At 47.6% G+C, this 23263-nt stretch carries 25 protein-coding genes and 1 tRNA gene; 20 read left to right on the forward strand and 6 right to left on the reverse strand.

Annotated elements, in window-relative coordinates; genetic code table 11:
* The first annotated feature begins 100 nt into the window (after window positions 1-100).
* From ilvA to queF, 3 genes are read left to right on the forward strand one after another with little or no spacing between them, the layout of a single operon-like run.
* Entirely contained in the window at window positions 101-1621 is a 1521-nt protein-coding gene (gene ilvA, locus AOC32_RS08920; protein ID WP_108509414.1) for a threonine ammonia-lyase, biosynthetic, read from the forward strand.
* Window position 1622: 1 nt separating this feature from the next.
* Entirely contained in the window at window positions 1623-2537 is a 915-nt protein-coding gene (locus tag AOC32_RS08925) for a 5'-nucleotidase (RefSeq protein WP_108509116.1), read from the forward strand.
* 8 nt (window positions 2538-2545) lie between these two features.
* Window positions 2546-3385, forward strand: a complete 840-nt coding sequence (gene queF, locus AOC32_RS08930) for an NADPH-dependent 7-cyano-7-deazaguanine reductase QueF (RefSeq protein ID WP_108509117.1) — start codon at window positions 2546-2548, stop codon at window positions 3383-3385.
* 2 nt (window positions 3386-3387) lie between these two features.
* Here queF and ssb read toward each other — a convergent pair whose 3' ends face one another.
* Both ssb and AOC32_RS08940 read right to left on the reverse strand, forming a co-directional pair.
* Complete coding sequence (ssb, locus tag AOC32_RS08935) at window positions 3388-3831, reverse strand: single-stranded DNA-binding protein (protein ID WP_108509118.1); 444 nt, start codon at window positions 3829-3831, stop codon at window positions 3388-3390.
* A gap of 41 nt (window positions 3832-3872) precedes the next feature.
* Window positions 3873-5036: an MFS transporter gene (locus AOC32_RS08940; RefSeq protein ID WP_108509119.1), complete on the reverse strand. Its 1164-nt coding sequence runs from the start codon at window positions 5034-5036 to the stop codon at window positions 3873-3875.
* A gap of 37 nt (window positions 5037-5073) precedes the next feature.
* Between AOC32_RS08940 and uvrA the strand changes: the two genes are divergently transcribed.
* The 11 genes from uvrA to rapZ are packed head-to-tail and all read left to right on the forward strand — an operon-like array spanning window position 5074 to window position 15605.
* Window positions 5074-7986, forward strand: coding sequence for an excinuclease ABC subunit UvrA (uvrA, locus tag AOC32_RS08945; protein WP_108509120.1), 2913 nt, complete (start codon window positions 5074-5076; stop codon window positions 7984-7986).
* A 36-nt stretch (window positions 7987-8022) separates the two neighbouring features.
* Window positions 8023-9012, forward strand: coding sequence for a KpsF/GutQ family sugar-phosphate isomerase (locus AOC32_RS08950; RefSeq protein WP_108509121.1), 990 nt, complete (start codon window positions 8023-8025; stop codon window positions 9010-9012).
* A 3-nt stretch (window positions 9013-9015) separates the two neighbouring features.
* Window positions 9016-9591 (forward strand): KdsC family phosphatase, encoded by a 576-nt coding sequence (locus AOC32_RS08955; protein WP_108509122.1) that lies wholly within the window; start codon window positions 9016-9018, stop codon window positions 9589-9591.
* A gap of 12 nt (window positions 9592-9603) precedes the next feature.
* Complete coding sequence (gene lptC / locus AOC32_RS08960; RefSeq protein WP_108509123.1) at window positions 9604-10248, forward strand: LPS export ABC transporter periplasmic protein LptC; 645 nt, start codon at window positions 9604-9606, stop codon at window positions 10246-10248.
* A complete protein-coding gene (gene lptA, locus AOC32_RS08965) occupies window positions 10245-10781 on the forward strand; it encodes a lipopolysaccharide transport periplasmic protein LptA (protein ID WP_234409744.1) in 537 nt (178 codons plus the stop codon). The genes lptC and lptA overlap by 4 nt, the downstream gene beginning before the upstream one ends.
* 1 nt (window position 10782) lies before the next feature.
* Window positions 10783-11535 carry an LPS export ABC transporter ATP-binding protein gene (lptB, locus tag AOC32_RS08970; RefSeq protein ID WP_108509125.1) on the forward strand — a complete coding sequence of 251 codons (753 nt, stop codon included), beginning with the start codon at window positions 10783-10785 and terminating at the stop codon, window positions 11533-11535.
* Between the two features lie 59 nt (window positions 11536-11594).
* Window positions 11595-12914 carry an RNA polymerase factor sigma-54 gene (rpoN, locus tag AOC32_RS08975; protein WP_108509126.1) on the forward strand — a complete coding sequence of 440 codons (1320 nt, stop codon included), beginning with the start codon at window positions 11595-11597 and terminating at the stop codon, window positions 12912-12914.
* A gap of 15 nt (window positions 12915-12929) precedes the next feature.
* Window positions 12930-13259, forward strand: a complete 330-nt coding sequence (hpf, locus tag AOC32_RS08980; protein WP_108509127.1) for a ribosome hibernation-promoting factor, HPF/YfiA family — start codon at window positions 12930-12932, stop codon at window positions 13257-13259.
* 27 nt (window positions 13260-13286) lie between these two features.
* A complete protein-coding gene (locus tag AOC32_RS08985) occupies window positions 13287-13748 on the forward strand; it encodes a PTS sugar transporter subunit IIA (protein WP_108509128.1) in 462 nt (153 codons plus the stop codon).
* Window positions 13745-14731 (forward strand): HPr(Ser) kinase/phosphatase, encoded by a 987-nt coding sequence (hprK, locus tag AOC32_RS08990; protein ID WP_108509129.1) that lies wholly within the window; start codon window positions 13745-13747, stop codon window positions 14729-14731. Before AOC32_RS08985 ends, hprK begins: the two co-directional genes overlap by 4 nt.
* A gap of 1 nt (window position 14732) precedes the next feature.
* Entirely contained in the window at window positions 14733-15605 is an 873-nt protein-coding gene (gene rapZ / locus AOC32_RS08995; protein WP_108509130.1) for an RNase adapter RapZ, read from the forward strand.
* On the opposite strand, the gene mutY is transcribed toward rapZ, so the two are convergent.
* Window positions 15566-16681, reverse strand: a complete 1116-nt coding sequence (mutY, locus tag AOC32_RS09000) for an A/G-specific adenine glycosylase (protein WP_234409745.1) — start codon at window positions 16679-16681, stop codon at window positions 15566-15568. The two genes, rapZ and mutY, sit on opposite strands and share 40 nt — an antisense overlap.
* A 2-nt stretch (window positions 16682-16683) precedes the next feature.
* Window positions 16684-17520, reverse strand: coding sequence for a bifunctional DNA-formamidopyrimidine glycosylase/DNA-(apurinic or apyrimidinic site) lyase (gene mutM / locus AOC32_RS09005; protein WP_108509131.1), 837 nt, complete (start codon window positions 17518-17520; stop codon window positions 16684-16686).
* A gap of 35 nt (window positions 17521-17555) precedes the next feature.
* Between mutM and AOC32_RS09010 the strand changes: the two genes are divergently transcribed.
* The 6 genes from AOC32_RS09010 (at window position 17556) to pth (ending at window position 22442) form a co-directional block, all read left to right on the forward strand.
* A complete protein-coding gene (locus AOC32_RS09010) occupies window positions 17556-19055 on the forward strand; it encodes an outer membrane lipoprotein LolB (RefSeq protein ID WP_234409746.1) in 1500 nt (499 codons plus the stop codon).
* Complete coding sequence (ispE, locus tag AOC32_RS09015; protein WP_108509132.1) at window positions 19048-19926, forward strand: 4-(cytidine 5'-diphospho)-2-C-methyl-D-erythritol kinase; 879 nt, start codon at window positions 19048-19050, stop codon at window positions 19924-19926. Before AOC32_RS09010 ends, ispE begins: the two co-directional genes overlap by 8 nt.
* A gap of 6 nt (window positions 19927-19932) precedes the next feature.
* Window positions 19933-20009: transfer RNA gene (locus tag AOC32_RS09020), tRNA-Gln, on the forward strand.
* A 34-nt stretch (window positions 20010-20043) separates the two neighbouring features.
* Entirely contained in the window at window positions 20044-20997 is a 954-nt protein-coding gene (locus AOC32_RS09025; RefSeq protein ID WP_108509133.1) for a ribose-phosphate pyrophosphokinase, read from the forward strand.
* Between the two features lie 104 nt (window positions 20998-21101).
* Window positions 21102-21752 (forward strand): 50S ribosomal protein L25/general stress protein Ctc, encoded by a 651-nt coding sequence (locus tag AOC32_RS09030; RefSeq protein WP_108509134.1) that lies wholly within the window; start codon window positions 21102-21104, stop codon window positions 21750-21752.
* Between the two features lie 99 nt (window positions 21753-21851).
* Entirely contained in the window at window positions 21852-22442 is a 591-nt protein-coding gene (gene pth, locus AOC32_RS09035; protein WP_108509135.1) for an aminoacyl-tRNA hydrolase, read from the forward strand.
* Between the two features lie 5 nt (window positions 22443-22447).
* Here the strand turns inward: pth and AOC32_RS09040 are convergent, their stop codons facing one another.
* Window positions 22448-22708, reverse strand: a complete 261-nt coding sequence (locus AOC32_RS09040; RefSeq protein ID WP_108509136.1) for a YfhL family 4Fe-4S dicluster ferredoxin — start codon at window positions 22706-22708, stop codon at window positions 22448-22450.
* A gap of 32 nt (window positions 22709-22740) precedes the next feature.
* Entirely contained in the window at window positions 22741-23232 is a 492-nt protein-coding gene (gene coaD, locus AOC32_RS09045; protein ID WP_108509137.1) for a pantetheine-phosphate adenylyltransferase, read from the reverse strand.
* Window positions 23233-23263 lie beyond the last annotated feature (31 nt).

Here is a 23263-nt window from a genome sequence, read left to right on the forward strand (position 1 = left end):
CTCTATTTTAGATGAGCTTGATCATTCCCGTTGCCAATCAATTTGGCACAATACTGAATTAATTTAAGGACTTATGTACCAAGCATGGTACGCTTTCGTGATGAAAAATGATTATTTAAACCGAATTAACAACGCTAAGGTCTACGACCTTGCACGAATAACAGAGTTAGAAAAGGCCCGGGAGCTAAGCACCCGCTTCCAAAACACGATTCTTTTAAAGCGGGAAGACAGTCAACCGGTCTTCTCATTTAAGTTGCGTGGTGCATATAACAAAATGGCCGGATTGAGCCCGGCGGCTCTTAAAAAGGGAGTGATTGCAGCCTCTGCTGGCAATCATGCGCAAGGGGTTGCACTATCCGCTGCCAAACTCAAATGCAAGGCGGTGATTGTGATGCCAATCACCACCCCTCAGGTCAAAATTGATGCAGTGAAGGCTCATGGTGGCAAGTGGGTGGAGCTGGTCTTAACCGGCGATTCTTACAGCGATGCCTATCAAGAAGCTCAACTGCTTCAAAAAAAGAAGGGGTATACCTTTATCCACCCTTTTGATGATCCAGACGTGATTGCTGGTCAAGGCACGATTGCTAAAGAAATCCTCGATCAACACCCTGATCCAATTGATGCCATTTTTGTGGCAATTGGCGGAGGGGGACTGATCTCTGGAATCGGCGCCTATATCAAATCAGTGAGACCCAAGATCAAAGTGATTGGCGTGCAAACGGTCGACTCAGATGCCATGAAACAGTCTTTGCAACTGGGTAAGCGCATTGAACTGAAGGAAGTTGGTTTGTTCTCAGATGGCACCGCGGTCAAGCAGGTGGGCAAGGAAACCTTTAAGGTCTGCCAACAGGTGGTTGACGACATTGTCTTAGTCGATACCGATGAAATCTGTGCTGCGATCAATGATGTTTTTACCGACACGCGCAGTATTTTGGAGCCCGCAGGCGCACTCGCCATTGCAGGTTTAAAGAAATACGTTGAGAAGCATCACCTCAAAAAGAAAACCCTGGTGGCCATTGCGTGTGGTGCCAATATGAATTTCAGTCGTCTACGATTTGTGGCTGAGCGTGCCGATGTGGGTGAATTTCGTGAGGCGATCTTTGCGGTCACCATTCCCGAAGAGCGAGGCTCATTCAGAGCCTTTTGCAAAATGCTTGGTAAACGCAACGTTACTGAATTTAACTATCGCATCGCTCATGCCGATCAAGCGCATATTTTTGTTGGCATCGGAACCCAACGTGCAGGTGATAACAAAACCATTGCCAGCGCCTTTCGTAAAGCCGGCTTTGCAACTATTGATCTAAGCCATGATGAGTTGGCCAAAACCCATCTACGGCACATGGTTGGGGGTAGTTCTGCTTTGGCCAAAGACGAACTACTCTATCGTTTTGAGTTTCCAGAACGCCCAGGTGCGCTGATGCGCTTTCTGGATAGCCTAGCCCCGAATTGGAATATCAGTTTGTTTCACTACCGCAATCACGGGGCTGATTATGGACAAATCTTATTGGGTATTCAGGTACCGAAGAACGAACAGCCAGCCTTTAAACAATTTTTGACGACTTTAGGCTATCCTCATTGGGATGAAAGCAAGAATCCTGCGTACCGCCTATTCCTAAAATAAGATGTCCTATACCCTCGCTGGAAAACTAGTCGTTGCCATTTCATCGAGAGCGCTCTTTGATTTTGAAGAGGAAAACCGCCTGTTTGAAGAGAGTGATGACAGTGCCTATATGAAATTGCAGCTAGAACGCCTAGCGATTCCAGCCCAAGTGGGTGTTGCTTTTCCTCTCGTTAAAAAATTACTGCGCTTTAATCAAGATCAGCCACGCGTCGAAGTTGTGATTCTGTCACGTAATGATCCGGTCAGTGGTTTGCGCGTATTTCGTTCTGCCAAACACCATGGTCTTAGCATTGAACGCGGTGTCTTTACCCGCGGTAGGCCGCCGTATCACTACTTAAAATCGCTACAAGCCAACCTTTTCTTATCAGCAAACGAAGAAGATGTACGCGCCACGCTTGACGCCGGTTTTCCGGCTGCGCGCGTCTACCCAGAATCAACCAAAATGGCTGAAAATAATCCCAATGAAATCCGCATTGCCTTTGACGGAGATGCTGTTTTATTTTCAGATGAGGCCGAACAAGTTTTTCAGGATCAAGGCCTAAAGGCGTTTGTTGATCATGAGAGTCAACGTGCTGCCATTCCATTGCCGCCAGGCCCCTTTAAGCCCTTGCTTGCAGCCCTTCACCAACTGCAAACCGATGCTGAACCTAAAAATGAAATGCGCATCCGCACTGCTTTAGTAACAGCTCGCTCGGCACCAGCTCATGAGCGTGCCATTCGCACTTTGATGAACTGGGGAATTGATGTGGATGAGGCGATGTTTCTTGGAGGCTTATCCAAGCGCGAGTTTCTAAAGGAGTTCGAGCCCGACTTTTTCTTTGATGATCAAACGGGTCATTGCAATGCCGCCTCCAGTGTCGCCCCAACAGGGCATGTAATCTCTGGAGTTAGCAATACCAACCGGTCCAAAACCTAAATTTTTCCATGTCTGAATTTGTTCTCGGTCAGCAAAGCGCTTACCCCAATCAATATGACCCAGGTTTGCTCTTTCCCATCCCTCGTGCTGAGAATCGCAAAAAACTGGGTATTGAAGATGGCTCACCTCTACCGTTTTTAGGAATTGACCTTTGGAATGCATTTGAGTTGAGCTGGCTAAACCCCAAAGGTAAACCACAAATTGCGTTAGCTGAATTTGTAATTCCTGCAGAGTCGCCATGCATGATTGAGTCAAAGTCATTCAAGCTCTATCTCAATAGCCTTAATCAACATCGCTTTGAAAATAGTGATGCAGTGCGCGAGTGCTTAAGCCGTGATTTAGCTTCAGCCCTCGGTAGTGCATTGCAAATCAAGTTGCTTGATCCATCCGCAATACAAGATCAAAAAAAATATCCGGTAATACAAGAACTAGCTGGTCAACTTCTCGATCGCCTTGATATTGAAGTCAATCAAACACAGATTGCTGATCCGCTGCTTCTAAGTGCAGATCAAAACTCAGCTCCTATCACACAAACTCTGGTCTCGCATTTACTCAAATCCAATTGCCCGGTTACCGGTCAACCCGATTGGGCCAGTGTGCAAATTTATTACCAGGGTCGGCCTATCGATGAGGAAGGGCTATTACGCTACCTGATTGGCTTTCGTCAGCTTGGTGAATTTCACGAACACTGCGTTGAAAAAATATTTTGCGATATTAAGAGACGCTGCCAACCAGAAAAACTCTCCGTTTATGCGCGCTACACCCGGCGGGGTGGTTTAGACATTAATCCGTTTCGGGCGGATTTCAATGCTGCCTGGCCCAACAATATTCGTCACGCCAGGCAGTAATACTAGAACGGAATATCGTCATCCATTGCATCGAGTGCATTGGCGCTTGGACTCGATGAGCTCTCCGCAGGCTTAGAACGACCGCCTGACGATTCCTCTCCGGAACCAGCCATTCGTGCACCCAGCATTTGCATGCTGTCAGCAATGATCTCGGTGGAATACTTTTCTTGTCCACTTTGATCCGTCCACTTTCGAGTCCGCAAACGGCCCTCGACATACACCTGTGAACCTTTTTTGAGATATTGACCAGCAATTTCAGCTAACTTACCGAAAAAGGCAATACGATGCCATTCGGTGTTTTCTTTCATCTCACCTGTTTGCTTATCTTTATAGCGATCTGAGGTGGCTACTGAAATATTGGTGACAGCGTCACCGCTGGGCATATACCGTGTTTCTGGGTCACGCCCAACATTACCAACGATGATGACTTTATTGACTGAAGCCATTTTGTCTCCCGAAGAAAATTAAATAAAAAGTGTGGCTAAAGCTACTTTGCGGTTTGCGACGATGGAATATCACGCATTGGCCAGGCAATTATAAGCCAGGCAATAATTAAAACGGCGCCGCCAATAAATACCGAAAGGTTTCCAAAAAGCTGCATCATGAGTCCACCGAGTGCTGCGCCGGTAAATAATCCGACAGACTGAGTCGTGTTATAGATGCCCAATGCCGCTCCTTTTTCATCCTTGGCCCAACGCGATACCATCGAGGGTTGCAAGGCTTCGAGTAAATTAAATCCGACAAAGTAAATCAATAGAGCACTGACAATGGCTGTTATGGAATGGGCTTGCAAGAAGATGATTTGTGCAATCAATAGGATGACAACAGCTGTTAGCAATACAAGCCGTAATTTCTTTTTCTTTTCTCCATAAATAATCCCTGGCAACATCAAAAAGAATGAAACAACAACCACTGGAAAGTAAATTTTCCAATGGTCATCTAATGGCATGCCTACATCCACGAGCAATCGCGGCACAACCAAGAACATAGCTACTTGAGTAGCATTGAGAACAAACACTCCCACATTCAGTCGGAATAATTCAGGTCTTAGAAAAATTTGCATCAGCGGCTGATGCTCTCCACGAATTTGCTTTGGAGGACTTGGTACCAAGAGCCAGGCAACCAAAAAGCCAATCAAGCCCAACAGCGCTAATAATAAAAACATACCATCGAGACCAATGGCTCGATAAATCGGGGTGGCAATTACTAAAGAAAGGGCGAAGGAGATGCCAATGCTCCCTCCCACAATCGCCATTGCCGCGGTTCTCACTTGCTCGCGCGTTAAATCCGCCACCCAAGCGGACACAGCAGCAGAGATTGCTCCTGCTCCCATGAGCCCTCGCCCAATGGCTATCCACAACAAATCATCACGACTGGCGGCAATCAATGCGCCAGCAATGAATAAGCTCAATCCCCATAAAACGACCGGCTTACGACCGACCCGATCCGAAAGAATCCCCAAGGGAATATGGAAAAAGGCCTGAACAATATTAAAAATTCCGAGGGCCAAACCGACCCATAAGGCATTTTCTCCCCCCGGTAAATCCTTGGCATGCAAAGAGAAAACGGGTAACAGCAAGAAAAGTCCCAGCATCCGCAAGCCAAAGATACCGGCAAGGGCAAGGGTTGAGCGTAGTTCGGAAGAGTTCATGGGAAAAGGCTATATTAACAAGTTACGCTGAAAAATCATGAATAACGAAATCAAAATCCGTGGGGCCCGAACCCATAACCTTAAAAATATCAATCTGGATATCCCCCGCGAAAAGCTGGTGGTGTTGACCGGCTTATCCGGTTCTGGAAAAAGCTCTTTAGCCTTTGATACGCTCTATGCCGAAGGACAGCGGCGCTATGTTGAATCGCTCTCGGCCTATGCGCGCCAATTTCTGCAGTTGATGGAAAAACCCGACGTGGATGTGATTGAGGGTTTATCGCCCGCAATCTCGATTGAACAGAAGGCGACCAGTCATAACCCGCGCTCAACGGTTGGTACTGTCACTGAGATCCATGATTATTTGCGCCTCCTCTTCGCGCGGGCGGGCACCCCCTACTGCCCAGATCATGCCTTACCCCTTGAAGCACAGAGCGTCTCGCAAATGGTTGATACGGTCATGGCAATGCCGGCCGATGCCAAACTGATGATCTTGGCTCCTGTGGTGAGTGAACGCAAAGGGGAGTTCGTTGATTTATTCGAAAATCTCCAAGCTCAGGGCTTTGTGCGTTTTCGCATTCGCTCCGGTGGTGGTACGAGTAATGCCGCCAAAGCCGAGATCGTTGAAGCTGATCGTCTACCGCAACTCAAGAAAAATGATAAGCATTCGATCGAAGTGGTGGTGGATCGAATTCGCGTCAAAGAGGATATTCAACAACGGCTGGCTGAGTCGTTTGAAACCGCCCTGCGACTCGCCGATGGCAAAGCCATGGTGGTCAATATGGATACGGGCGAAGAAACCATCTTCTCTAGCAAATTTGCTTGCCCCATTTGCTCCTACTCATTGCAAGAACTTGAGCCCCGTCTGTTTTCCTTTAATAATCCGATGGGCGCCTGCCCCAGCTGCGATGGACTCGGTCATATTTCCTTCTTTGACCCCAAACGGGTTGTGGCGCATCCTGACTTATCACTAGCAGCAGGAGCCATCAAGGGCTGGGATCGTCGCAACCAGTTTTACTTCAAGCTCCTACAAACCTTAGCGAAGTTTGGCGGTTTTGATCTTGAAAAGCCTTTTGAGAAATTACCCAAAAAAGCGCAGGACCTGATCCTCTATGGGTCCGGGGACACAACCATTCCATTTGAGTATCTCAATGAAAAGGGTCGCTCAGTCGTGCGCGAACATGCCTTTGAGGGAATCTTGGCTAATTTTGAGCGGCGCTATCGAGAAACCGACTCAGCAGCGGTGCGTGAGGAATTGGCCCGTTATCAAAATATTCGGGCTTGCCCAGAATGCGGCGGTACCCGTTTACGCAAGGAGGCACGCTTTGTCAAAGTGGGCGATGGTCAGCAAGCGCGCGCTATTTATGAAATCAGCGCCCTGCCCTTACGCGAAGCGCAAGACTATTTCAATACGATCCGATTAAAGGGTGCTAAACGCGAAATTGCTGACAAAATCATCAAAGAGATCGCCTCCCGTTTGCGCTTCTTAAATGATGTGGGTCTCGATTACCTATCCTTAGAACGTAGCGCAGATACCCTCTCGGGTGGTGAAGCACAACGAATCCGACTTGCCTCGCAAATTGGTTCTGGACTAACCGGTGTGATGTATGTTCTCGATGAGCCGTCGATTGGTTTGCATCAGCGCGATAACGATCGTTTAATCGCAACCCTCAAACACCTGCGCGATCTTGGCAACAGCGTATTGGTCGTAGAGCACGACGAAGACATGATTCGGGCCTCAGACTATGTGATTGATATCGGACCAGGTGCAGGTGTGCATGGAGGAAAAATTGTTGCAACTGGAACACCAAGCCAAGTCGAACTCAATCCTGATTCATTAACGGGCGCCTACCTATCTGGCCAAGAAAATATTGCGGTTCCCCAAAAGCGTACTGAACATGATGGGCGCTTTTTAAGCATCATTGGTGCGAGTGGTAACAACTTACAAAAAGTGGATGCGCACATCCCTGTTGGTTTGTTGACTTGTGTCACTGGTGTATCTGGGTCTGGTAAGTCAACCTTGATCAACGACACCTTGCATCATGCGGTTGCCCAACATCTTTATGGCTCGAGTGCTGAACCAGCTGAACATGATCATATCGACGGTATTGAACACTTTGACAAAGTGATTAATGTGGATCAATCACCGATTGGCCGCACACCGCGCTCGAATCCTGCAACCTATACCGGTCTATTCACACCGATCCGAGAACTCTTTGCAGGGGTGCCGGCTGCGCGTGAACGGGGTTATGAAGCGGGTCGATTCTCATTTAATGTCAAAGGTGGCCGCTGCGAAACCTGTGAAGGCGACGGCGTCCTCAAGGTCGAGATGCATTTCTTGCCTGATGTCTATGTGCCCTGTGATGTGTGCCATGGCAAACGCTATAACCGTGAGACCTTAGATATTCGCTATAAAGGCAAGAATATTCATGAGATCTTATCCATGACGGTAGAGCAAGCTCATGAATTCTTTGAAGCCGTTCCAGTGGTTAAGCGCAAACTCAAGACCTTGCTCGATGTTGGTTTGGGGTATGTCTGCCTTGGTCAAAGTGCCACCACCCTTTCGGGGGGGGAAGCGCAACGCGTCAAGCTCTCGCTAGAACTCTCCAAGCGTGATACAGGACGGACTCTTTACATCCTTGATGAGCCAACGACGGGTTTGCATTTTCATGACATCAAACTATTGCTTGAGGTAATTCATACCTTGAAAAAGCAAGGGAACACCGTGGTGATCATTGAACACAATCTGGATGTGATCAAAACCGCCGACTGGTTAATTGACCTTGGACCGAATGGGGGCGCCGGCGGTGGTCAAATTATTGCAACTGGAACCCCTGAAGAGGTCGCCAATCACCCCGCGAGCTTCACTGGAAAATACTTAAAGCCCCTCCTTAAAAAGCAGCTTAATCCCGGTCCTATCAAGAAAAAAGATCTCGAAAAACTTGGGCTTTAAATCCCGCAAGGGGGCAGTCAGCATATACTTATCCCCATGAATGCAAAGAACCAACGCGCCCTGGAATTAGCCTGCGCCACCCTTGATTTGGAAGCGGATGCGATTCGCAAAATGCGGGATCGCTTGGCTCAAGAAGGACAGTCGGCCCTGCTACTTTCGGTTCATCTTCTCGAACAATGCCGCGGCCGGATTGTTGTTTCAGGAATTGGCAAGTCAGGTCACATCGCGCGTAAAGTGGCTGCCACCTTTGCATCAACCGGTTCCCCTGCATTTTTTGTTCATCCCGCCGAGGCAAGTCATGGTGATTTAGGCATGGTTACTCGTGAGGATGTATTCGTAGCGATTTCAAACTCCGGCGAAACCGAGGAACTGCTCACAATTGTCCCCATCATTAAACGAACTGGCGCAAAATTAATTGCACTAACGGGGGACCCTAATTCCTCACTTGCCAAATTGGCAGACGCACATCTTGATATTAGTGTTGACAAAGAAGCTTGCCCGCTTAATATGGCACCAACGACCAGCACGACGGCAGCACTAGCGATGGGTGATGCACTCGCTGTTTCTCTATTGGATGCGCGAGGCTTTAAGGCAGAAGACTTTTTGCGCTCGCACCCCGGCGGAAGACTGGGTCGAAAATTAATCGCCCATGTCTCAGAGGTGATGCGCGATCTCTCAAGCACCCCTAAAATAAATGTAAAGGCATCATTTGCACAAGCGCTTACTGAAATGAGTCTTCATAAGATGGGCTTGGTTGTGATTGTGAATGACGCCAACCAAGTACTAGGTATTCTGACCGATGGGGATCTACGACGCCTGCTCGAAAAACAGGTAAGCATTGGCTCTATTAGTCTCACAGACGCCATGACGCCTAAGCCAAGAACCATCCCGCCTGATTTAATTGCTGAAGAGGCCATTGGAATGATGGAGCAGCATCGGATCAATCACTTAATTGTGGCTGATCCAGAAAATCGCTTACTAGGCGCCCTCAACTTGCATGACCTATTTGCAGCCAAGGTAATTTAATTGATGGCACCGATTCTTCAATCACACACCACAAACCCATTAACCAACTATCCCCAGGCTCTCGAACGAGCGACTCAGATCCGTGTATTGGTACTTGATGTCGATGGCGTTCTCACCAGCGGTCAGGTTTTTTTTGGACCAGACGGGAAAGAATCAATGAAAGGTTTTGATATCCAGGATGGCTTTGGTATCAAACTGCTTCAAAGTGTTGGGGTTGAGTGTGCCGTCATTACGGGTCGCCACTCGAAAATGGTGCTTGGACGCTGCGATGAACTTGGTATTACCAATGTATTTACTGGTGTTCAAGATAAAAAATTAGCGCTTTTAGAATTACAACAACGAGTTCCATTGAATCCTGCCATCGACTTGGCAGTGATGGGGGATGATTGGCCTGATTTATCGATCATGCAATCGGCGGGCTTGCGGATTGCCCCTGCTCAGGCACACGAAGCCGTTCGTCAAGCCGCCCACTATGTCACGCAGGCGAAAGGTGGCTTTGGTGCCGTTCGTGAAGCCTGCGATTTAATCCTCAAAGCCCAAGGGCATTACGATTCACTGCTGGCCAAAGCCAAAGGCTAAGACAAACTCTTCATGAGACTTTCTCGGCACATTATTTATTTATGGATCGTACGCGGTTTATTGCGTGTCCTGCCCTTTTTGCTGATGGGCTCGCTAACTCTGGCTACTTTCTGGCTAGTCAAGCGGAGTGCACCACCAGAGTCGCTTGCTTTAGCGCGCGTGCCCCAACACGTGCCTGATTACATTCTTAAAAATGCAACTCTATCGAATCTCGATGAGCAAGGGCAAACGAAATACCGCGTTCTAGGAAAGAAACTGATTCACTATGAAGACGATGCATCGATCGATCTAGAGCGCCCGCGGATTCGTATCTTTCAAGATCAAGGTGCGCCTGTTACGGTTCGTGCTGAGCGCGGCCATATTGATGGTGATTTAACGATCTTGGATCTGTATGAGAATGGTGAAATTTTTCGTCCGGCTCAAGAGGCTTTGGGTGATCGCAAGGCTGCGCCCCAATTACTGGCTCGCTCAAGCTACTTCCAGGTTTTAATTAATGATGATATTGTGCGTACCGATAAACCATTAGAGCTTCAACAGGGAATGTCGATCATGAATTCAAGTGGTGGCGGAACATTCAATAACGTTGATCACAGCGCTAGCCTTAAAGGGCAAGTACGTGGTCGAATCGAGCCTGCCGAGCAAAAGGGTCGTAATTGAGAATCCTAATTTTCATCCTTGCTCTTAGTGCGCTATCCATGTCTGCTAAAGCGAATCAGGCCGATCGAGATAAGCCACTCATTATTAATGCCGATCAAGTTGATCTGGATGATCTAAAGCAAAAATACACTCTAACTGGTGACGTTCTTCTCGTGCGCGGCAGCATGGTCGGTACGGGGGAACGCGGCTTCGTCCTAGTTACCCCTGAAGGCTATCAAATGATTGATCTAAACGGAAAGCCTAATTTACCAGCCTCAATGCGCCAACGACGCGAAACCCTGCAAGATGAGTTTATGCAAGGAATCGCCAAAGATATTCTCTATGACGATAAGAAGGAAAGGCTTTTGTTGGTTGGTAATGCCACCGTCAAGCGCCTACTCAATATGCAAATGCTCGATCAACTCCAAGGTTGGCAGATCGAATATGAAGATGTTAAAGAAAGTTATCAGATCAAACCACAAAAGTTGGATCTAACTCGTCCCCCGCAATCAAGAGCAATCTTAGCCCCCAGAAAGAAAGTGCTTGTTAAATAAGATGACGTCCGCTTCGCCTTCCGTCCTTCAAGCGGTATCGCTTCAAAAGCGTTATGGCTCTCGCACGGTTGTTCGCGATGTCAGCATTGAGGTAGCAAGCGGTGAGGTCGTAGGCTTATTGGGGCCTAATGGTGCTGGCAAAACCACCTCGTTTTACATGATTGTTGGCTTGGTCCCGCTCGATGGCGGGGATATTCGTTTAAATCAAAAGAAAATTAGTCATCTTCCCATCCACCAACGTGCTCGAATGGGTCTTTCTTACTTGCCCCAAGAGGCTTCTGTTTTTCGTAAACTGAATGTGGCAGAAAATATACAAGCCGTATTAGAGCTTCAAGAAACGAGTGGCAAGCCGTTAAGCAAAAAGCAAATTCAGGCCCGTTTAGATGAGTTACTGGGCGAATTACAAATTAGTCACTTGCGTAATAATCCAGCCCTTTCTCTGTCAGGAGGCGAACGGCGACGAGTTGAAATTGCCAGGGCACTTGCATCTTCTCCTAAATTTATTTTGCTCGACGAACCGTTTGCTGGTGTTGATCCCATTGCTGTAGGCGAAATCCAACGGATTGTCCGCTTTCTAAGGGACCGCCAAATCGGGGTTCTAATCACCGATCACAATGTGCGCGAGACTCTTGGTATTTGCGACCACGCTTACATTATTAGCGAGGGAAGCGTTCTGGCCGCTGGCAAGCCGGATGAAATTATTCAAAATGATGCGGTTCGAAGGGTTTATTTGGGCGAAAACTTCCGCATGTAGTGCACCATTTTGGTGAATTTTTGCCCCGGGCAACTGTTAAGCCTTCCTAGAATGGATTCATGCGCTTTTCGATTAGCCCCCGCCTAAGCCAACAAACCAACCTCAGCCCGCAACTTCAACAGGCTGTGAGGCTGTTGATGCTCTCGAATCTCGAACTCGAGCTAGAGCTTGAGAAAGCGGCTCTCGATAATCCAATCATTGAATTTGAGCCTAGCGCACCACACTACTCTGGAAGTGGCGAGGGCGATGGACTCGAACAAATACCGAATCAGATATCGCTTCAAACGGCTTTGGCCGAACAAATTCGAGTGATGAACATCAGCCCAAAACTTAAAGCAGCAGTGCACTACTTGGCGGCCTGTCTTGATGAGCGCGGTTTCCTTTCTGAAAGCCTTGAAATCATCACCCTTGAAATCGCTGAACGTTTTCAGGAGCAGTACACCCTTGCTGAATTACAAATGGCATTAGGCCACTTACAGCAATTAGAGCCGATTGGTGTTGGCGCACGCGATCTGAGTGAATGTCTGTGTATCCAACTTCAAGAAGAGCTTAATCGAGCCGCCATGCGACCTGAAGAAAGAGCCGTTCTTTCACTCGCCCTACAAATTTGTAAATCTCATTTAAGCAAGGTGGCAAACCGTGAGTATGCAAAGTTACGAGTCCTTTTGGGTAAATCTGAGAGCAGTATTGAGGCGGCGATTCGGAAAATTAAAACCCTTAACCATCATCCAGCAGCCAATTATGACTATGGCCCCGATCACTTGGTGATCCCGGATATCGTCGTTTATAAAAAGCGCAAGCTGTGGGTTGCTAAACGTAATGAAGAGGCCGTTCCAAAAGTCTCATTAAATCAAGAATATATCAACATCATCTCTGAACACCGTGACCATGCTGATATTGGTGCAATGCGCCAAAAAATGACCGAAGCAAAATGGTTATTAAAAAATATTCAACAACGGGAAGAAACCATACTGCGCGTGGCTTCTGAGGTCGTTGCAAGGCAACAATCCTTCTTTGATTCTGGGGATATTGCACTCCGCCCATTGGTTTTAAGAGAAATCGCTGATAACCTAGAGTTGCATGAATCTACTGTATCTCGTGTAACGAAGCAAAAGTATTTAAGTTGCCCCTTGGGTTTATTTGAACTAAAACATTTCTTTAGTCATTCCATTACCTCAGAGCAAGGTGATCGAGTCTCCACAACTGCAGTCCATGAAATTATTCGTCGGATCGTGGCCAATGAGTCTCCTGGCAAACCCATCTCTGATCACTCGATTGCAATGATTTTAGAAAACCAAGGGTATGCGGTTGCGCGGCGCACAGTAGCGAAGTATCGGGACTCACTGCGCATCCCGGCCATGCATTTGCGTAGGCATTAATCATGGAGGTTTGTAATGAATTTACGCATCAACAGCCGTCATCTCGAAGTTACTCCAGGCATTCGTGATCACTTAGAAAATCGTCTAGAACGAATTCGCAAACATTTTGATCATGTGATTGATGCCTCTGCATTTCTCATGGTTGATAAAGCAAAAGAAAAGGGGCTAAGACAAACGGCTGAACTAACTCTTCACCTCAAAGGAAAGGAGTTATTTGCTCAGGCTCATCACGAAGATTTGTATCACGCGATGGATGCCGTCATTGATAAACTCGACCGACAGGTTATTAAGCATAAAGAGCGAATCCAGGATCATCATCACGATAAACATCAGCTGCAAAGTTAAGTGTTTTGACCCCTATAATCAGGGGTCATGAATGTTCTTAGTCGCCTATTCACTACTGACAGCATTAATTTGAATGCACAAGCGTCTAACAAGGCGCAGGCATTCGAAAATGCTGGTCAGTATTTTGCGACCAAACTTCAAATTCCATCCGAGACTGTCTTAAATTTCTTGAATGCCCGGGAAGCTCTGGGTTCAACCGGTCTTGGATTCGGTGTAGCCATACCCCATGGACGAATTAAAGGCTTACAAGAGCCATGCGCGGCTCTTTTTAAGCTTCAAACCCCAATTGAGTTTGGAGCCCCAGACGGCAAACCCGTCTCACTCCTCCTTTTTCTCCTAGTTCCAGAAAAAGCAACCCAAGAGCATCTTGAAATCCTAGCAGTCATTGCTCAGCTTCTTACTAATCCCCAAACCCTTGACCAGTTGCAAAATGAGACCGATCCTGAGAAAGTTAGGGACTTGATTTGCCATTGGGAGGCTTTGCAATGAGCCAACAACTCTTACTTGAAGACGTCACAGCTCAACAGATCTTTGATGAGAATATTGGGGATTTAAAGCTGTCTTGGATCAGCGGCCTCGAGGGTGCTGACCGAAAATTTAACGCAGATGCTGTGAAGTCCGCAGCAGCCTCCTCTGATTTGGTTGGGCATTTAAATATGATTCATCCAAGCCGAATTCAGATCTTCGGGAATCAAGAGATTGACTATCACGCCAAATTACCAAGTGCTGAACGTCAAACCCAAATCTCCTCTTTGATCGCCAGCAAGCCGCCCTGCATTATTGTGGCCGACGGTTGCAAAGCAGACGAAGAATTGCAACTCTATTGCCAACGTTCCTCCACGCCCCTCTTTGCCACCAACACTTCTGCGGCAGAGGTCATTGATCACCTTCGGTTTTACTTAACGAAGATAGGAGCGCCTTGCATTACGATGCATGGCGTTTTTATGGACATCTTAGGCCTTGGCGTCTTAATCACCGGTGAATCCGGCTTGGGGAAAAGCGAGCTTGGCCTCGAATTAATTTCTCGCGGCCATGGTTTGGTAGCTGATGATGCGGTTGACTTTACACGACTTGGGCCAGACTATATTGAAGGTCGGTGCCCTGAGATTTTGCGCGACCTTCTCGAAGTTCGCGGTTTAGGTTTACTTGATATTCGGACGATCTTTGGCGAAACCGCGGTTCGACGGAAGTTGAAACTCCGCTTAATTGTGCAGTTGGTTCGTCGCAATGATGGTGAGTTCGAACGCTTGCCGATTGAATCCCAGTTTGTCGAGGTTCTTGATATTCCGATTCGGACCGTGAAAATTCAGGTAGCCGCTGGACGAAATTTAGCGGTTCTCGTTGAGGCCGCTGTTCGTAACACCATTTTGCAACTGAGGGGAATTGATACGCTCAAAGACTTTATTGAGCGTCAACGCAATCAAATGAATCTCGATAGCGAACATAATAAATCCCAAGGCCGTCTCTTATAAGATGCGCATCCAACTCATTACTGGTATCTCTGGTTCAGGAAAATCAGTCGCCTTACGTGCGTTTGAAGATGCTGGGTACGATTGCGTTGATAACTTACCAGTGTCATTAATTGAGCAATTGGTAAGGACTATGGAAGGTGAGCAACGTCAGCATATTGCGATTGCGGTTGATGCCAGACGCGGTGAGTCGATCTCTCAATTACCCGCACTTCTGGAAAAGCTACGCCACAAGCATCAGGTTGGTGTGTTGTTTTTAAATGCAGATACCAATACCTTAGTCCAGCGCTTCTCAGAAACGCGCCGCCGTCACCCACTCTCCCACCCCACGCAATCGACCACCTTAATTGATGCGATTGAGAGGGAACGAGAATTACTTGCTCCTTTAGCAAACGAAGCTCAACAAATTGATACTGGGCATATTCCAGCCCACACACTGCGCCACTGGATCGCTGATCAATTAAAAGAGCGGCCCATTGGTCTAGCGCTGATATTTGAGTCCTTTGCGTTCAAAGGCGGTGTACCCAGTGAGGCAGACATTGTGTTTGATGTTCGCTGCCTCCCAAATCCACATTACGAAGCAGCCCTGCGAGATAAAACTGGTTTGGATCAAGCGGTGGCGGACTATTTGTGTCAGTTTCCTGAGGTCTCACAAATGCTGACCGATATAGAGTCGCATATCCAAAAATGGTTGCCGCACTATCTAAAAGATGGTCGCAGCTATCTCACAGTAGCGGTTGGTTGCACAGGCGGGCAACACCGATCGGTTTACCTCGTACATCAATTGAATCAATTTTTCTCTCAGGCGGCAATCAAAGATGTATATGTCTTAGAACGTCATCGCGAACTGGATTCTAAGAAGACTCGTATTGGCTGAGGTAGGCCATACTCCTTTAGCTGGCTTATGCAAATCCAATCGAGTGCAGCGCTTGAGTGTGGCCATTTCCGTTTGAGATGAATAATCCATGGTTGCATTCGTAGCCGTCGATGACTAAATACATGCTCGATTACATGGCCTTCTTCAACTGAGGCAATCGAACCTAAATCGCTTTTTGATAAAAGCTTTGAAAGAACTGTCTGATTCAGTAAGCTCGTGACGTCACTTGATTTTGAAGGATTTATTTTCGGTTCGATCGGCTCCCATGGGGTTTCGATTAAGGAATAAAGTCCACCCCAAATTGCTTTTGGAGGTCGCCTCTCAAGCAATATCTCATCCTGATAACGAATCAGAAAGATATGGGTTGTGAACGTCGGGGATTGCTTTTTCTTCTTTTTCGCTGGAATGCGATCGACCTGACCAAGCTCATACGCTTTGCACTCACTCATCATTGGGCAGGTCTGATCCTGACTTTGACATTTGGCGACCTTCGGGGTGCACCAGGTGGCCCCAAAATCCATCAGTGCTTGTGTGTAAATAGGCATTTGAGACTTCGTCTTGGGAAGAATCGCCCTTGCATGCTCCCAAAGCAATTGCACTGTCTGATGGCTTTGTTGATCACCAGTAATACCAAAAAAACGACTAATAACCCGCTTTACATTGGCATCTAGGATTGGGGCGCGCTCCTCAAATGCAAAGGCAGCAATCGCTCCTGCCGTGGATCGGCCAATTCCAGGTAATTTCTCAAGCTCTTGGGCCGATCTGGGAAACTGTCCTGCATACTCTGCCATGATCTGTTGTGCACAGCGATGAAGATTACGCGCGCGCGAGTAATACCCCAATCCGCTCCACAGCGCCATCACTGCATCTAGATCAGCGCTTGCTAGCGCCTTAACTGTTGGAAATTGACGCATAAATTGTGGGTAGCGCTCCATGACGGTGCTAACTTGGGTCTGCTGCAGCATGATCTCCGAGACCCAAATTGCGTATGGATCTCGCTGACCTTGCCAAGGCAGGCCTTGACGACCATAGTGCTTTGACCAACGAATTAAAGCTTGGGAGAAACGAAATCCCATACCTATCGTTTCTGACAGCAAGGACAATAATAGGTCGAGCGCTGACCTTGGGTTATTTGCCGAATCGGTGTTTTGCACACCCGACACGGTTCATTCGCTCGGTCATAGACTTTGGTTTGCATCATGAAGTAACCAGGCTCACCATGCGCATCCACGAAATCGCGCAAACTGCTCCCACCAGCCGCAATCGCTCTTTTTAAAATGGTTCGTACCGCCTCGGCCAATCGCTCACACTGTGCTTTAGTTAATTTGCCAGCGGGTAAGCCTGGATGAATGCCGGCCTCAAACAAAGATTCAGAACAATAAATATTGCCAACACCAACCACTGCTTGCCCGGCCAATAAAAATGCCTTTACCGAAATCGTTCGTTTGCGGGAAAACTGGTACAAACGTGTCGCGCCCAACTTCCCAGCAAAATCCTCGGCAAGGGGCTCTGGCCCCAATTTTTGAATTAAGGGATGTTCTAACACCTCGCCCTTAGTGGATGGGTGCCACAATACAGCACCAAACTTTCGGGGGTCATGAAGCCGAAGACTAAGGCTATCAAAGTGAATGGAGACCCGATCGTGTGGCTTTAGGGGGTCCTTTTGAGGCAGTACACGCAATACCCCAGTCATACCTAAATGAATGATCAAATAGCCATCGGTCATTTTGAGCAATAAATACTTCCCCCGGCGCTCGATCGTATCCAAGCGTTGGCCCTTCAGAATTTTTGGCAAGCCCCTGGGAACTGGCCAACGCAGTCGCCCATCAATCACATTGACATGCGTGATCTGACGCCCTTCTAGGTGGGGTTTAATCCCCAAGCGCGTGACTTCAACCTCTGGTAGTTCTGGCATCGGTACATTGTAGATTCGGGGATTAGAATGTGCTGATGGGCTATCGATTGACTTCCATTTTGGCAAATATTGGTCTGAAGCATGCATTGCTTTGGGCTATCTGCGGCTGCTCTTTGGGCTTCATGCTGCCTGTCTCAGCGCAGACCAAAGGAGCTACCAGCGAGCAAGTATTTGAAATACTTGCTTCTGAAATTGCCCTACAACGGGGTGAGGCTGGGTTGGCCTATCAAACCTATTTGAGCCTCGCACGACAAACCGGGGATCCTGCTTTAGCTCAACGTGCAATGGAAATTGCAATTGCGGCGAACGCGGCAGATCTCGCTTTAATCGCTGCACAGACTTGGGATGAGCTATCGCCACCCGGCCAGAGCAAGCCCAAAGAAGTATTGGTTACCCTACTGATGCTCAATCAACGGTGGTCTGATGCTGTTACACCAGCCATCGCCCTTCTTAGGGAACAAAATGTTAGAGAGCGCGAACAAATTTTGCTCCAGTGGCAAAGCCTATTGGGTCGGGCTCAAGATGAGGGAGCGGCTTTAAATGCCTATTACAAAATTGTTGCGGCCCTCGTTCCGCCTCCTTCCAATCCTCAAATTTTGTATACCTATGCTTTAGCAGCTGAAAAGTCCGGTCAGTTTGAGGTGATGGAGAAAACCTTAAGAACTCTGATTGAACGCAATCCAAATGATATTCAAGCACTCAATGCGCTGGGCTACTCCTTAGCCGACCGAAATGTCAAACTGAAAGAGGCGTATGAACTGATTCTTAAAGCACACAATCTGGATCCTAGAGATCCGTTTATTTTGGATAGTTTGGGTTGGGTTAACTTTCGTTTAGGTAACAATGAGCTTGCCTTAAAGCAGCTGCAAGACGCATTTCGCATCAAACCTGAGGCTGATATCGCCGCTCATCTTGGCGAGGTCCTCTGGACGCTTAATCGACCGATTGAGGCAGAGGAGGCTTGGCGACAGGGTGAGTTGATCGACGCAAATAATGCCACCCTGCGCGAGACCTTAAAGCGCCTAAAACCATCTTGGGCGATCTCGATGGATGTGGTCGCTAGTCAGTGGGATGGTCGTTTTGCGGTTAAGGCAAGCGATCGACCCACCAACAATAATCAAGGTGGATCGGGTAGCTTTACCCTCACCAAAAATGGCTTGAGTGATACCTTGGAAATTCGGGGGCCCATGGGAGGTGCAATTGCCAAAATCACGATTAACCCGGGTGAAGCCATTCTAGAACGTGATGGCAAAAAAGTTAGTGCGATTGATGCTGACACCTTAATTCAAAATACCTTAGGCTTACCGCTGCCCGCGCGGGGTTTATCCAATTGGCTAAATGGGCAATTACGCGCCGGCAGTCCTGCACGGCTCGAGCGCGATAACCTGGGTCAAGTCAAACGGATCTCGCAAGACGGATGGGATTTAGCCTATGTGTGGAATGAGAGTAAGAAGATTGAGCGTCTTACGATGACTAGAAACACGAACACGGGTTCGATTGATGTGCGCTTAATTTTTGATCAAGTGAATGAGTAATCGTCTCGAGCTCCTTGCTCCAGCCAAAATCAATTTATTTCTTCATGTGACCGGTCGACGTCCAGATGGATATCACGAGCTTCAATCGGTATTTCAATTGGTCGATTGGTGTGATCGCATTTCTTTAACTCCGCTCGAGCAAAGCACAATTATTCGGCACGGCGGTAATCCACAGATTTCCCCGGAGAATGATCTGGTCGTGCGAGCCGCTCAGTTATTGAAAAACCATACGCACTACCCACGCGGAGTTGAAATTCATCTTGAGAAAAATATCCCCATAGGAGCAGGCTTAGGTGGTGGATCATCGGATGCAGCTACCGTATTAATTGGTTTAAACCATCTCTGGGATCTTCATCTTCCCCAAGCCGAACTGAGTGAGCTAGGATTAAAACTGGGTGCCGATGTGCCGTTCTTTTTATTTGGTCAAAACGCATTTGTGCAAGGGATTGGCGAGCGACTGGAATCGATTGATCTACCCGATCATGAGTTCTTGATCATTTTTCCAGGAGAATCAGTTGCCACTCGGACCGTGTTTCAATCCGATCAATTGACCCGAAATCATGCTCCGATTACAATGGCAGACTTTCTTGCAAACACTGGTGAGGTTGGGCAGTTTACGAACGACCTCCAACCAGTTGCTTGTGAGCTCTGCCCTGAAGTAAATCGAGCATTAAATTGGTTGGCGCAAACGCTTCCAGATGCTACTCGTAAGATGTCTGGATCGGGTAGTAGTGTGTTTGCTGTACTACCAGAGTCGGTCAATCGACGCGATCTGGAACAACGGATGCTCACACTTCCCTCGGGGTGGGTGGGTCGGCTTGTTCGGGGTCTAAAACTAAATCCCGCTTACAATTCGGTTTTATCAGTATGACGCAGTAGGGGAGTCGCCAAGTTGGTCAAGGCACCGGATTTTGATTCCGGCATGCGAGGGTTCGAGTCCTTCCTCCCCTGCCATTGTTATGATGGATAACCAATACTAGCCAAGACCATGAACTCTGACGCGCTCACAATTTTCACTGGCAACGCCAATCCCGCACTTGCACAGGCCGTTGCTAGCCAGATGCAGTTGCAGCTAGGAAAGGCCTTCGTTGGCCGTTTTTCTGATGGTGAAATCCAGGTTGAAATCCAGGAAAACGTGCGCGGCAAGAATGTTGTTGTGATCCAGTCGACCTGCGATCCGACCAACGATAACCTCATGGAACTCATGATCATGATTGATGCCCTTAAAAGGGCATCGGCCAACCGGATTACTGCGGTCATCCCCTACTTTGGTTATGCCCGCCAAGACCGCCGCCCCCGCTCTGCGCGGGTTGCGATTTCTGCCAGAATTGTGGCCAATATGCTGCAGTCAGTTGCAGGCGTAGAGCGCGTTCTAACAATGGACTTGCACGCAGACCAGATCCAAGGATTTTTTGATATCCCGGTCGACAATATCTATGCCTCCCCCGTCCTCTTAGGGGACCTACGAGCAAAAAATCAGCCTGACCTGACCGTGGTATCGCCCGACATTGGCGGTGTGGTACGCGCCCGGGCTTTTGCCAAGCAATTAAGCTGTGATCTGGCCATTATTGATAAACGCAGACCAAAACCTAATGTCTCGGAAGTGATGCATTTAATTGGTGAAGTGGAAAACCGTCACTGCGTCATCATGGACGACATTATTGATACGGGCGGGACTCTTTGCAAGGCGGCTGAGGTTCTAAAAGAACGGGGCGCCAAAAGCGTGACAGCCTATTGCACGCACCCGGTTCTATCTGGAGGCGCAGCTGCTCGCATTGCAGGATCTGAAATTGATGAGTTAGTGGTTACTGACACGATTCCATTGAAACAAGATACAAAATCCGTCAATAAAATCAGGCAGTTAAGTGTTGCCCCGCTGCTGGCAGAGACGATTTCGCGAATTACCAAAGGTGACTCGGTCATGTCGCTTTTTGCCGATTAGCTTCCTAAGCAACTGATTTCTACCGAATTTTTACTCTTTCAAGCTATAATTTAAGGCTTTCCGTTTGGTCGCGGACGGAAATTAACCCTTAATTTGGAGTCATCATGAAAGTAGTAGCATTTGAACGAAGCGTACAGGGCACTGGTGCGAGCCGCCGCCTGCGCAATTCTGGGAAAACCCCCGGAATTATCTATGGCGGAAAGCAAGAATCTCCCTGCGCAATCGAGTTAGACCATAACGCTTTATTCCACGCCTTGCGGAAAGAAGCTTTCCATTCATCCATTTTGGATATCGAATTAAACGGTAAATCACAAAAAGCCTTATTGCGTGATTACCAGATGCATCCATTTAAAGCATTGGTTTTGCACGTTGACTTCCAGCGTGTATCAGCCAGTGAAAAAATTCATATGCGCGTTCCTCTGCACTTTAAGGGTGCTGAAGAATCAGAAGCGGTTAAGTTTGGTGGAGCAGTTGTTAGTCACGTTGCTAATGAAATCGAAATCACTTGCTTGCCAGGCGATCTTCCCGAGTTCTTGGAAGTGGATCTAAGCAAAATTGTGGTGGGCCAATCGATTCATGCCAAGGACGTTGCACTACCCAAGGGCGTTAGCCTAGTCCTGCATGTCGAGCAAGAAAACCCTGTGATCGCAAACGCTCGCGTTCCAGCGGTTAAAGCAGAACCAGAACCAGGTGCTGAGGCTGCACCAGCTGCAGAGGCTGCTGCACCAGCTGCTGATAAAGAAGCGAAGAGCTAAATCGTTTCACTCTCATAGAAACCCGCTTGATGCGGGTTTTTTATTGCCTAGTTGAAGTCGTTTATAGTTGGATCACTTAGCCTCAACCTACTGATAAAAATGATTCGTTTAATTGTTGGACTCGGAAATCCTGGATCAAAGCATGAGGCCGACCGTCACAATGCAGGGTTTTGGTTTGTGGATCGTCTGGCTGCTCAACATAAACAATTTCTTCAGCCAGAAAAACGATTTAATGGTCGAATCGCAAAAATCCAAATTAAAGGTCATGATATTTACTTGTTAGAACCTGATACCTATATGAATCTCAGCGGGGAAGCCGTTGCTCCCCTATGTCGCTTTCATAAGATCGGGGCGAGTGAGGTACTAGTAGTCCATGATGAGCTGGATCTCAAAGCTGGCACGGCGCGTCTAAAAAAAGGTGGGGGCAATGGCGGTCACAATGGCTTAAAAGACATTCAACAGCATTTATCAAGCCCCGAATTCTGGCGACTCCGCTTTGGGATTGGTCACCCACGCGATCTACCCGGCAATCTAGCAAGAATGGATGTTGCCGACTATGTGCTAAAAAAACCAAGCGCAGAAGAGCAAGATAAATTAGATGCGGTCATCACGAAAGCAATTAGTATTTTGCCCCTCGTTCTTGAGGGCAATACACAGGATGCTATGCAAATTCTGCACGGCCCAAATTAGATCATTTAATTGGTCTGCTTGAGAGCACTCAAGACTTTGTATTTTTCGAGTAACTGCTCTTGGGTTTCAGAATAATCGGGATTAAACGGAATACAATCGACTGGGCAGACCTGACGGCACTGAGGAGCATCAAAATGCCCCACGCACTCGGTGCATTTATTGGGATCGATTTCATAGATCTCAATCCCCATATAAATCGCATCATTTGGGCATTCCGGTTCACAGACATCACAGTTGATGCACTCGTCTGTAATCATTAACGCCATATTGATATCCCCAAAAGAATGATCAGAATAGCTTAAGTGGATTTAATTTGGGCGTTCTTCTTTTGTAACCATTTTTCCACTGAGGGAAAGACAAACTTACTCACATCGCCACCCATGAGCGCAATTTCTCGGACAAAGGTACCGGAAATAAATTGATATTGATCCGATGGGGTCAAAAATAAAGTTTCCACATCTGGTAGTAGGTAACGATTCATACCAGCCATCTGAAACTCATACTCAAAATCCGATACAGCACGTAAACCGCGCACAATCACTCGAGCAGAATGCTCTCGAGCAAAGTCTTTCAGCAATCCAGAAAATCCTGCAATTTCAACATTCGGATAATGGCTCAATACCTCTTTGGCAATTTCAATCCGTTCCTCAAGTGTAAAAATAGGACGCTTATTTTTACTATCAGCCACCCCGACAATCAGCTTGGTAAAAATACTTGAGGCGCGCCGAACCAAATCTTCATGACCACGGGTAAATGGGTCAAAGGTTCCTGGATAGACAGCAATGGTCATAAAGACCCCCTTATTTATATGGATAAACAGG

The sequence above is a fragment of the Polynucleobacter acidiphobus genome (assembly GCF_003065385.1).
Classification (GTDB): Bacteria; Pseudomonadota; Gammaproteobacteria; order Burkholderiales; family Burkholderiaceae; genus Polynucleobacter; species Polynucleobacter acidiphobus.

Coding starts and splice junctions, on each gene's coding strand:
- pth (WP_108509135.1), top strand. CDS start 21,852: ATGATTCGTTTAATTGTTGGACTCGGAAATCCTGGATCAAAGCATGAG.
- AOC32_RS09010 (WP_234409746.1), top strand. CDS start 17,556: ATGGGCTATCGATTGACTTCCATTTTGGCAAATATTGGTCTGAAGCAT.
- rpoN (WP_108509126.1), top strand. CDS start 11,595: ATGCGCTTTTCGATTAGCCCCCGCCTAAGCCAACAAACCAACCTCAGC.
- hprK (WP_108509129.1), top strand. CDS start 13,745: ATGAGCCAACAACTCTTACTTGAAGACGTCACAGCTCAACAGATCTTT.
- lptB (WP_108509125.1), top strand. CDS start 10,783: ATGACGTCCGCTTCGCCTTCCGTCCTTCAAGCGGTATCGCTTCAAAAG.
- mutY (WP_234409745.1), bottom strand. CDS start 16,681: ATGGGATTTCGTTTCTCCCAAGCTTTAATTCGTTGGTCAAAGCACTAT.
- lptC (WP_108509123.1), top strand. CDS start 9,604: ATGAGACTTTCTCGGCACATTATTTATTTATGGATCGTACGCGGTTTA.
- AOC32_RS08955 (WP_108509122.1), top strand. CDS start 9,016: ATGGCACCGATTCTTCAATCACACACCACAAACCCATTAACCAACTAT.
- uvrA (WP_108509120.1), top strand. CDS start 5,074: ATGAATAACGAAATCAAAATCCGTGGGGCCCGAACCCATAACCTTAAA.
- AOC32_RS09040 (WP_108509136.1), bottom strand. CDS start 22,708: ATGGCGTTAATGATTACAGACGAGTGCATCAACTGTGATGTCTGTGAA.
- ssb (WP_108509118.1), bottom strand. CDS start 3,831: ATGGCTTCAGTCAATAAAGTCATCATCGTTGGTAATGTTGGGCGTGAC.
- ilvA (WP_108509414.1), top strand. CDS start 101: ATGAAAAATGATTATTTAAACCGAATTAACAACGCTAAGGTCTACGAC.
- AOC32_RS09030 (WP_108509134.1), top strand. CDS start 21,102: ATGAAAGTAGTAGCATTTGAACGAAGCGTACAGGGCACTGGTGCGAGC.
- AOC32_RS08950 (WP_108509121.1), top strand. CDS start 8,023: ATGAATGCAAAGAACCAACGCGCCCTGGAATTAGCCTGCGCCACCCTT.
- coaD (WP_108509137.1), bottom strand. CDS start 23,232: ATGACCATTGCTGTCTATCCAGGAACCTTTGACCCATTTACCCGTGGT.
- mutM (WP_108509131.1), bottom strand. CDS start 17,520: ATGCCAGAACTACCAGAGGTTGAAGTCACGCGCTTGGGGATTAAACCC.
- AOC32_RS09025 (WP_108509133.1), top strand. CDS start 20,044: ATGAACTCTGACGCGCTCACAATTTTCACTGGCAACGCCAATCCCGCA.
- AOC32_RS08985 (WP_108509128.1), top strand. CDS start 13,287: ATGAATGTTCTTAGTCGCCTATTCACTACTGACAGCATTAATTTGAAT.
- queF (WP_108509117.1), top strand. CDS start 2,546: ATGTCTGAATTTGTTCTCGGTCAGCAAAGCGCTTACCCCAATCAATAT.
- ispE (WP_108509132.1), top strand. CDS start 19,048: ATGAGTAATCGTCTCGAGCTCCTTGCTCCAGCCAAAATCAATTTATTT.
- AOC32_RS08940 (WP_108509119.1), bottom strand. CDS start 5,036: ATGAACTCTTCCGAACTACGCTCAACCCTTGCCCTTGCCGGTATCTTT.
- AOC32_RS08925 (WP_108509116.1), top strand. CDS start 1,623: ATGTCCTATACCCTCGCTGGAAAACTAGTCGTTGCCATTTCATCGAGA.
- rapZ (WP_108509130.1), top strand. CDS start 14,733: ATGCGCATCCAACTCATTACTGGTATCTCTGGTTCAGGAAAATCAGTC.
- hpf (WP_108509127.1), top strand. CDS start 12,930: ATGAATTTACGCATCAACAGCCGTCATCTCGAAGTTACTCCAGGCATT.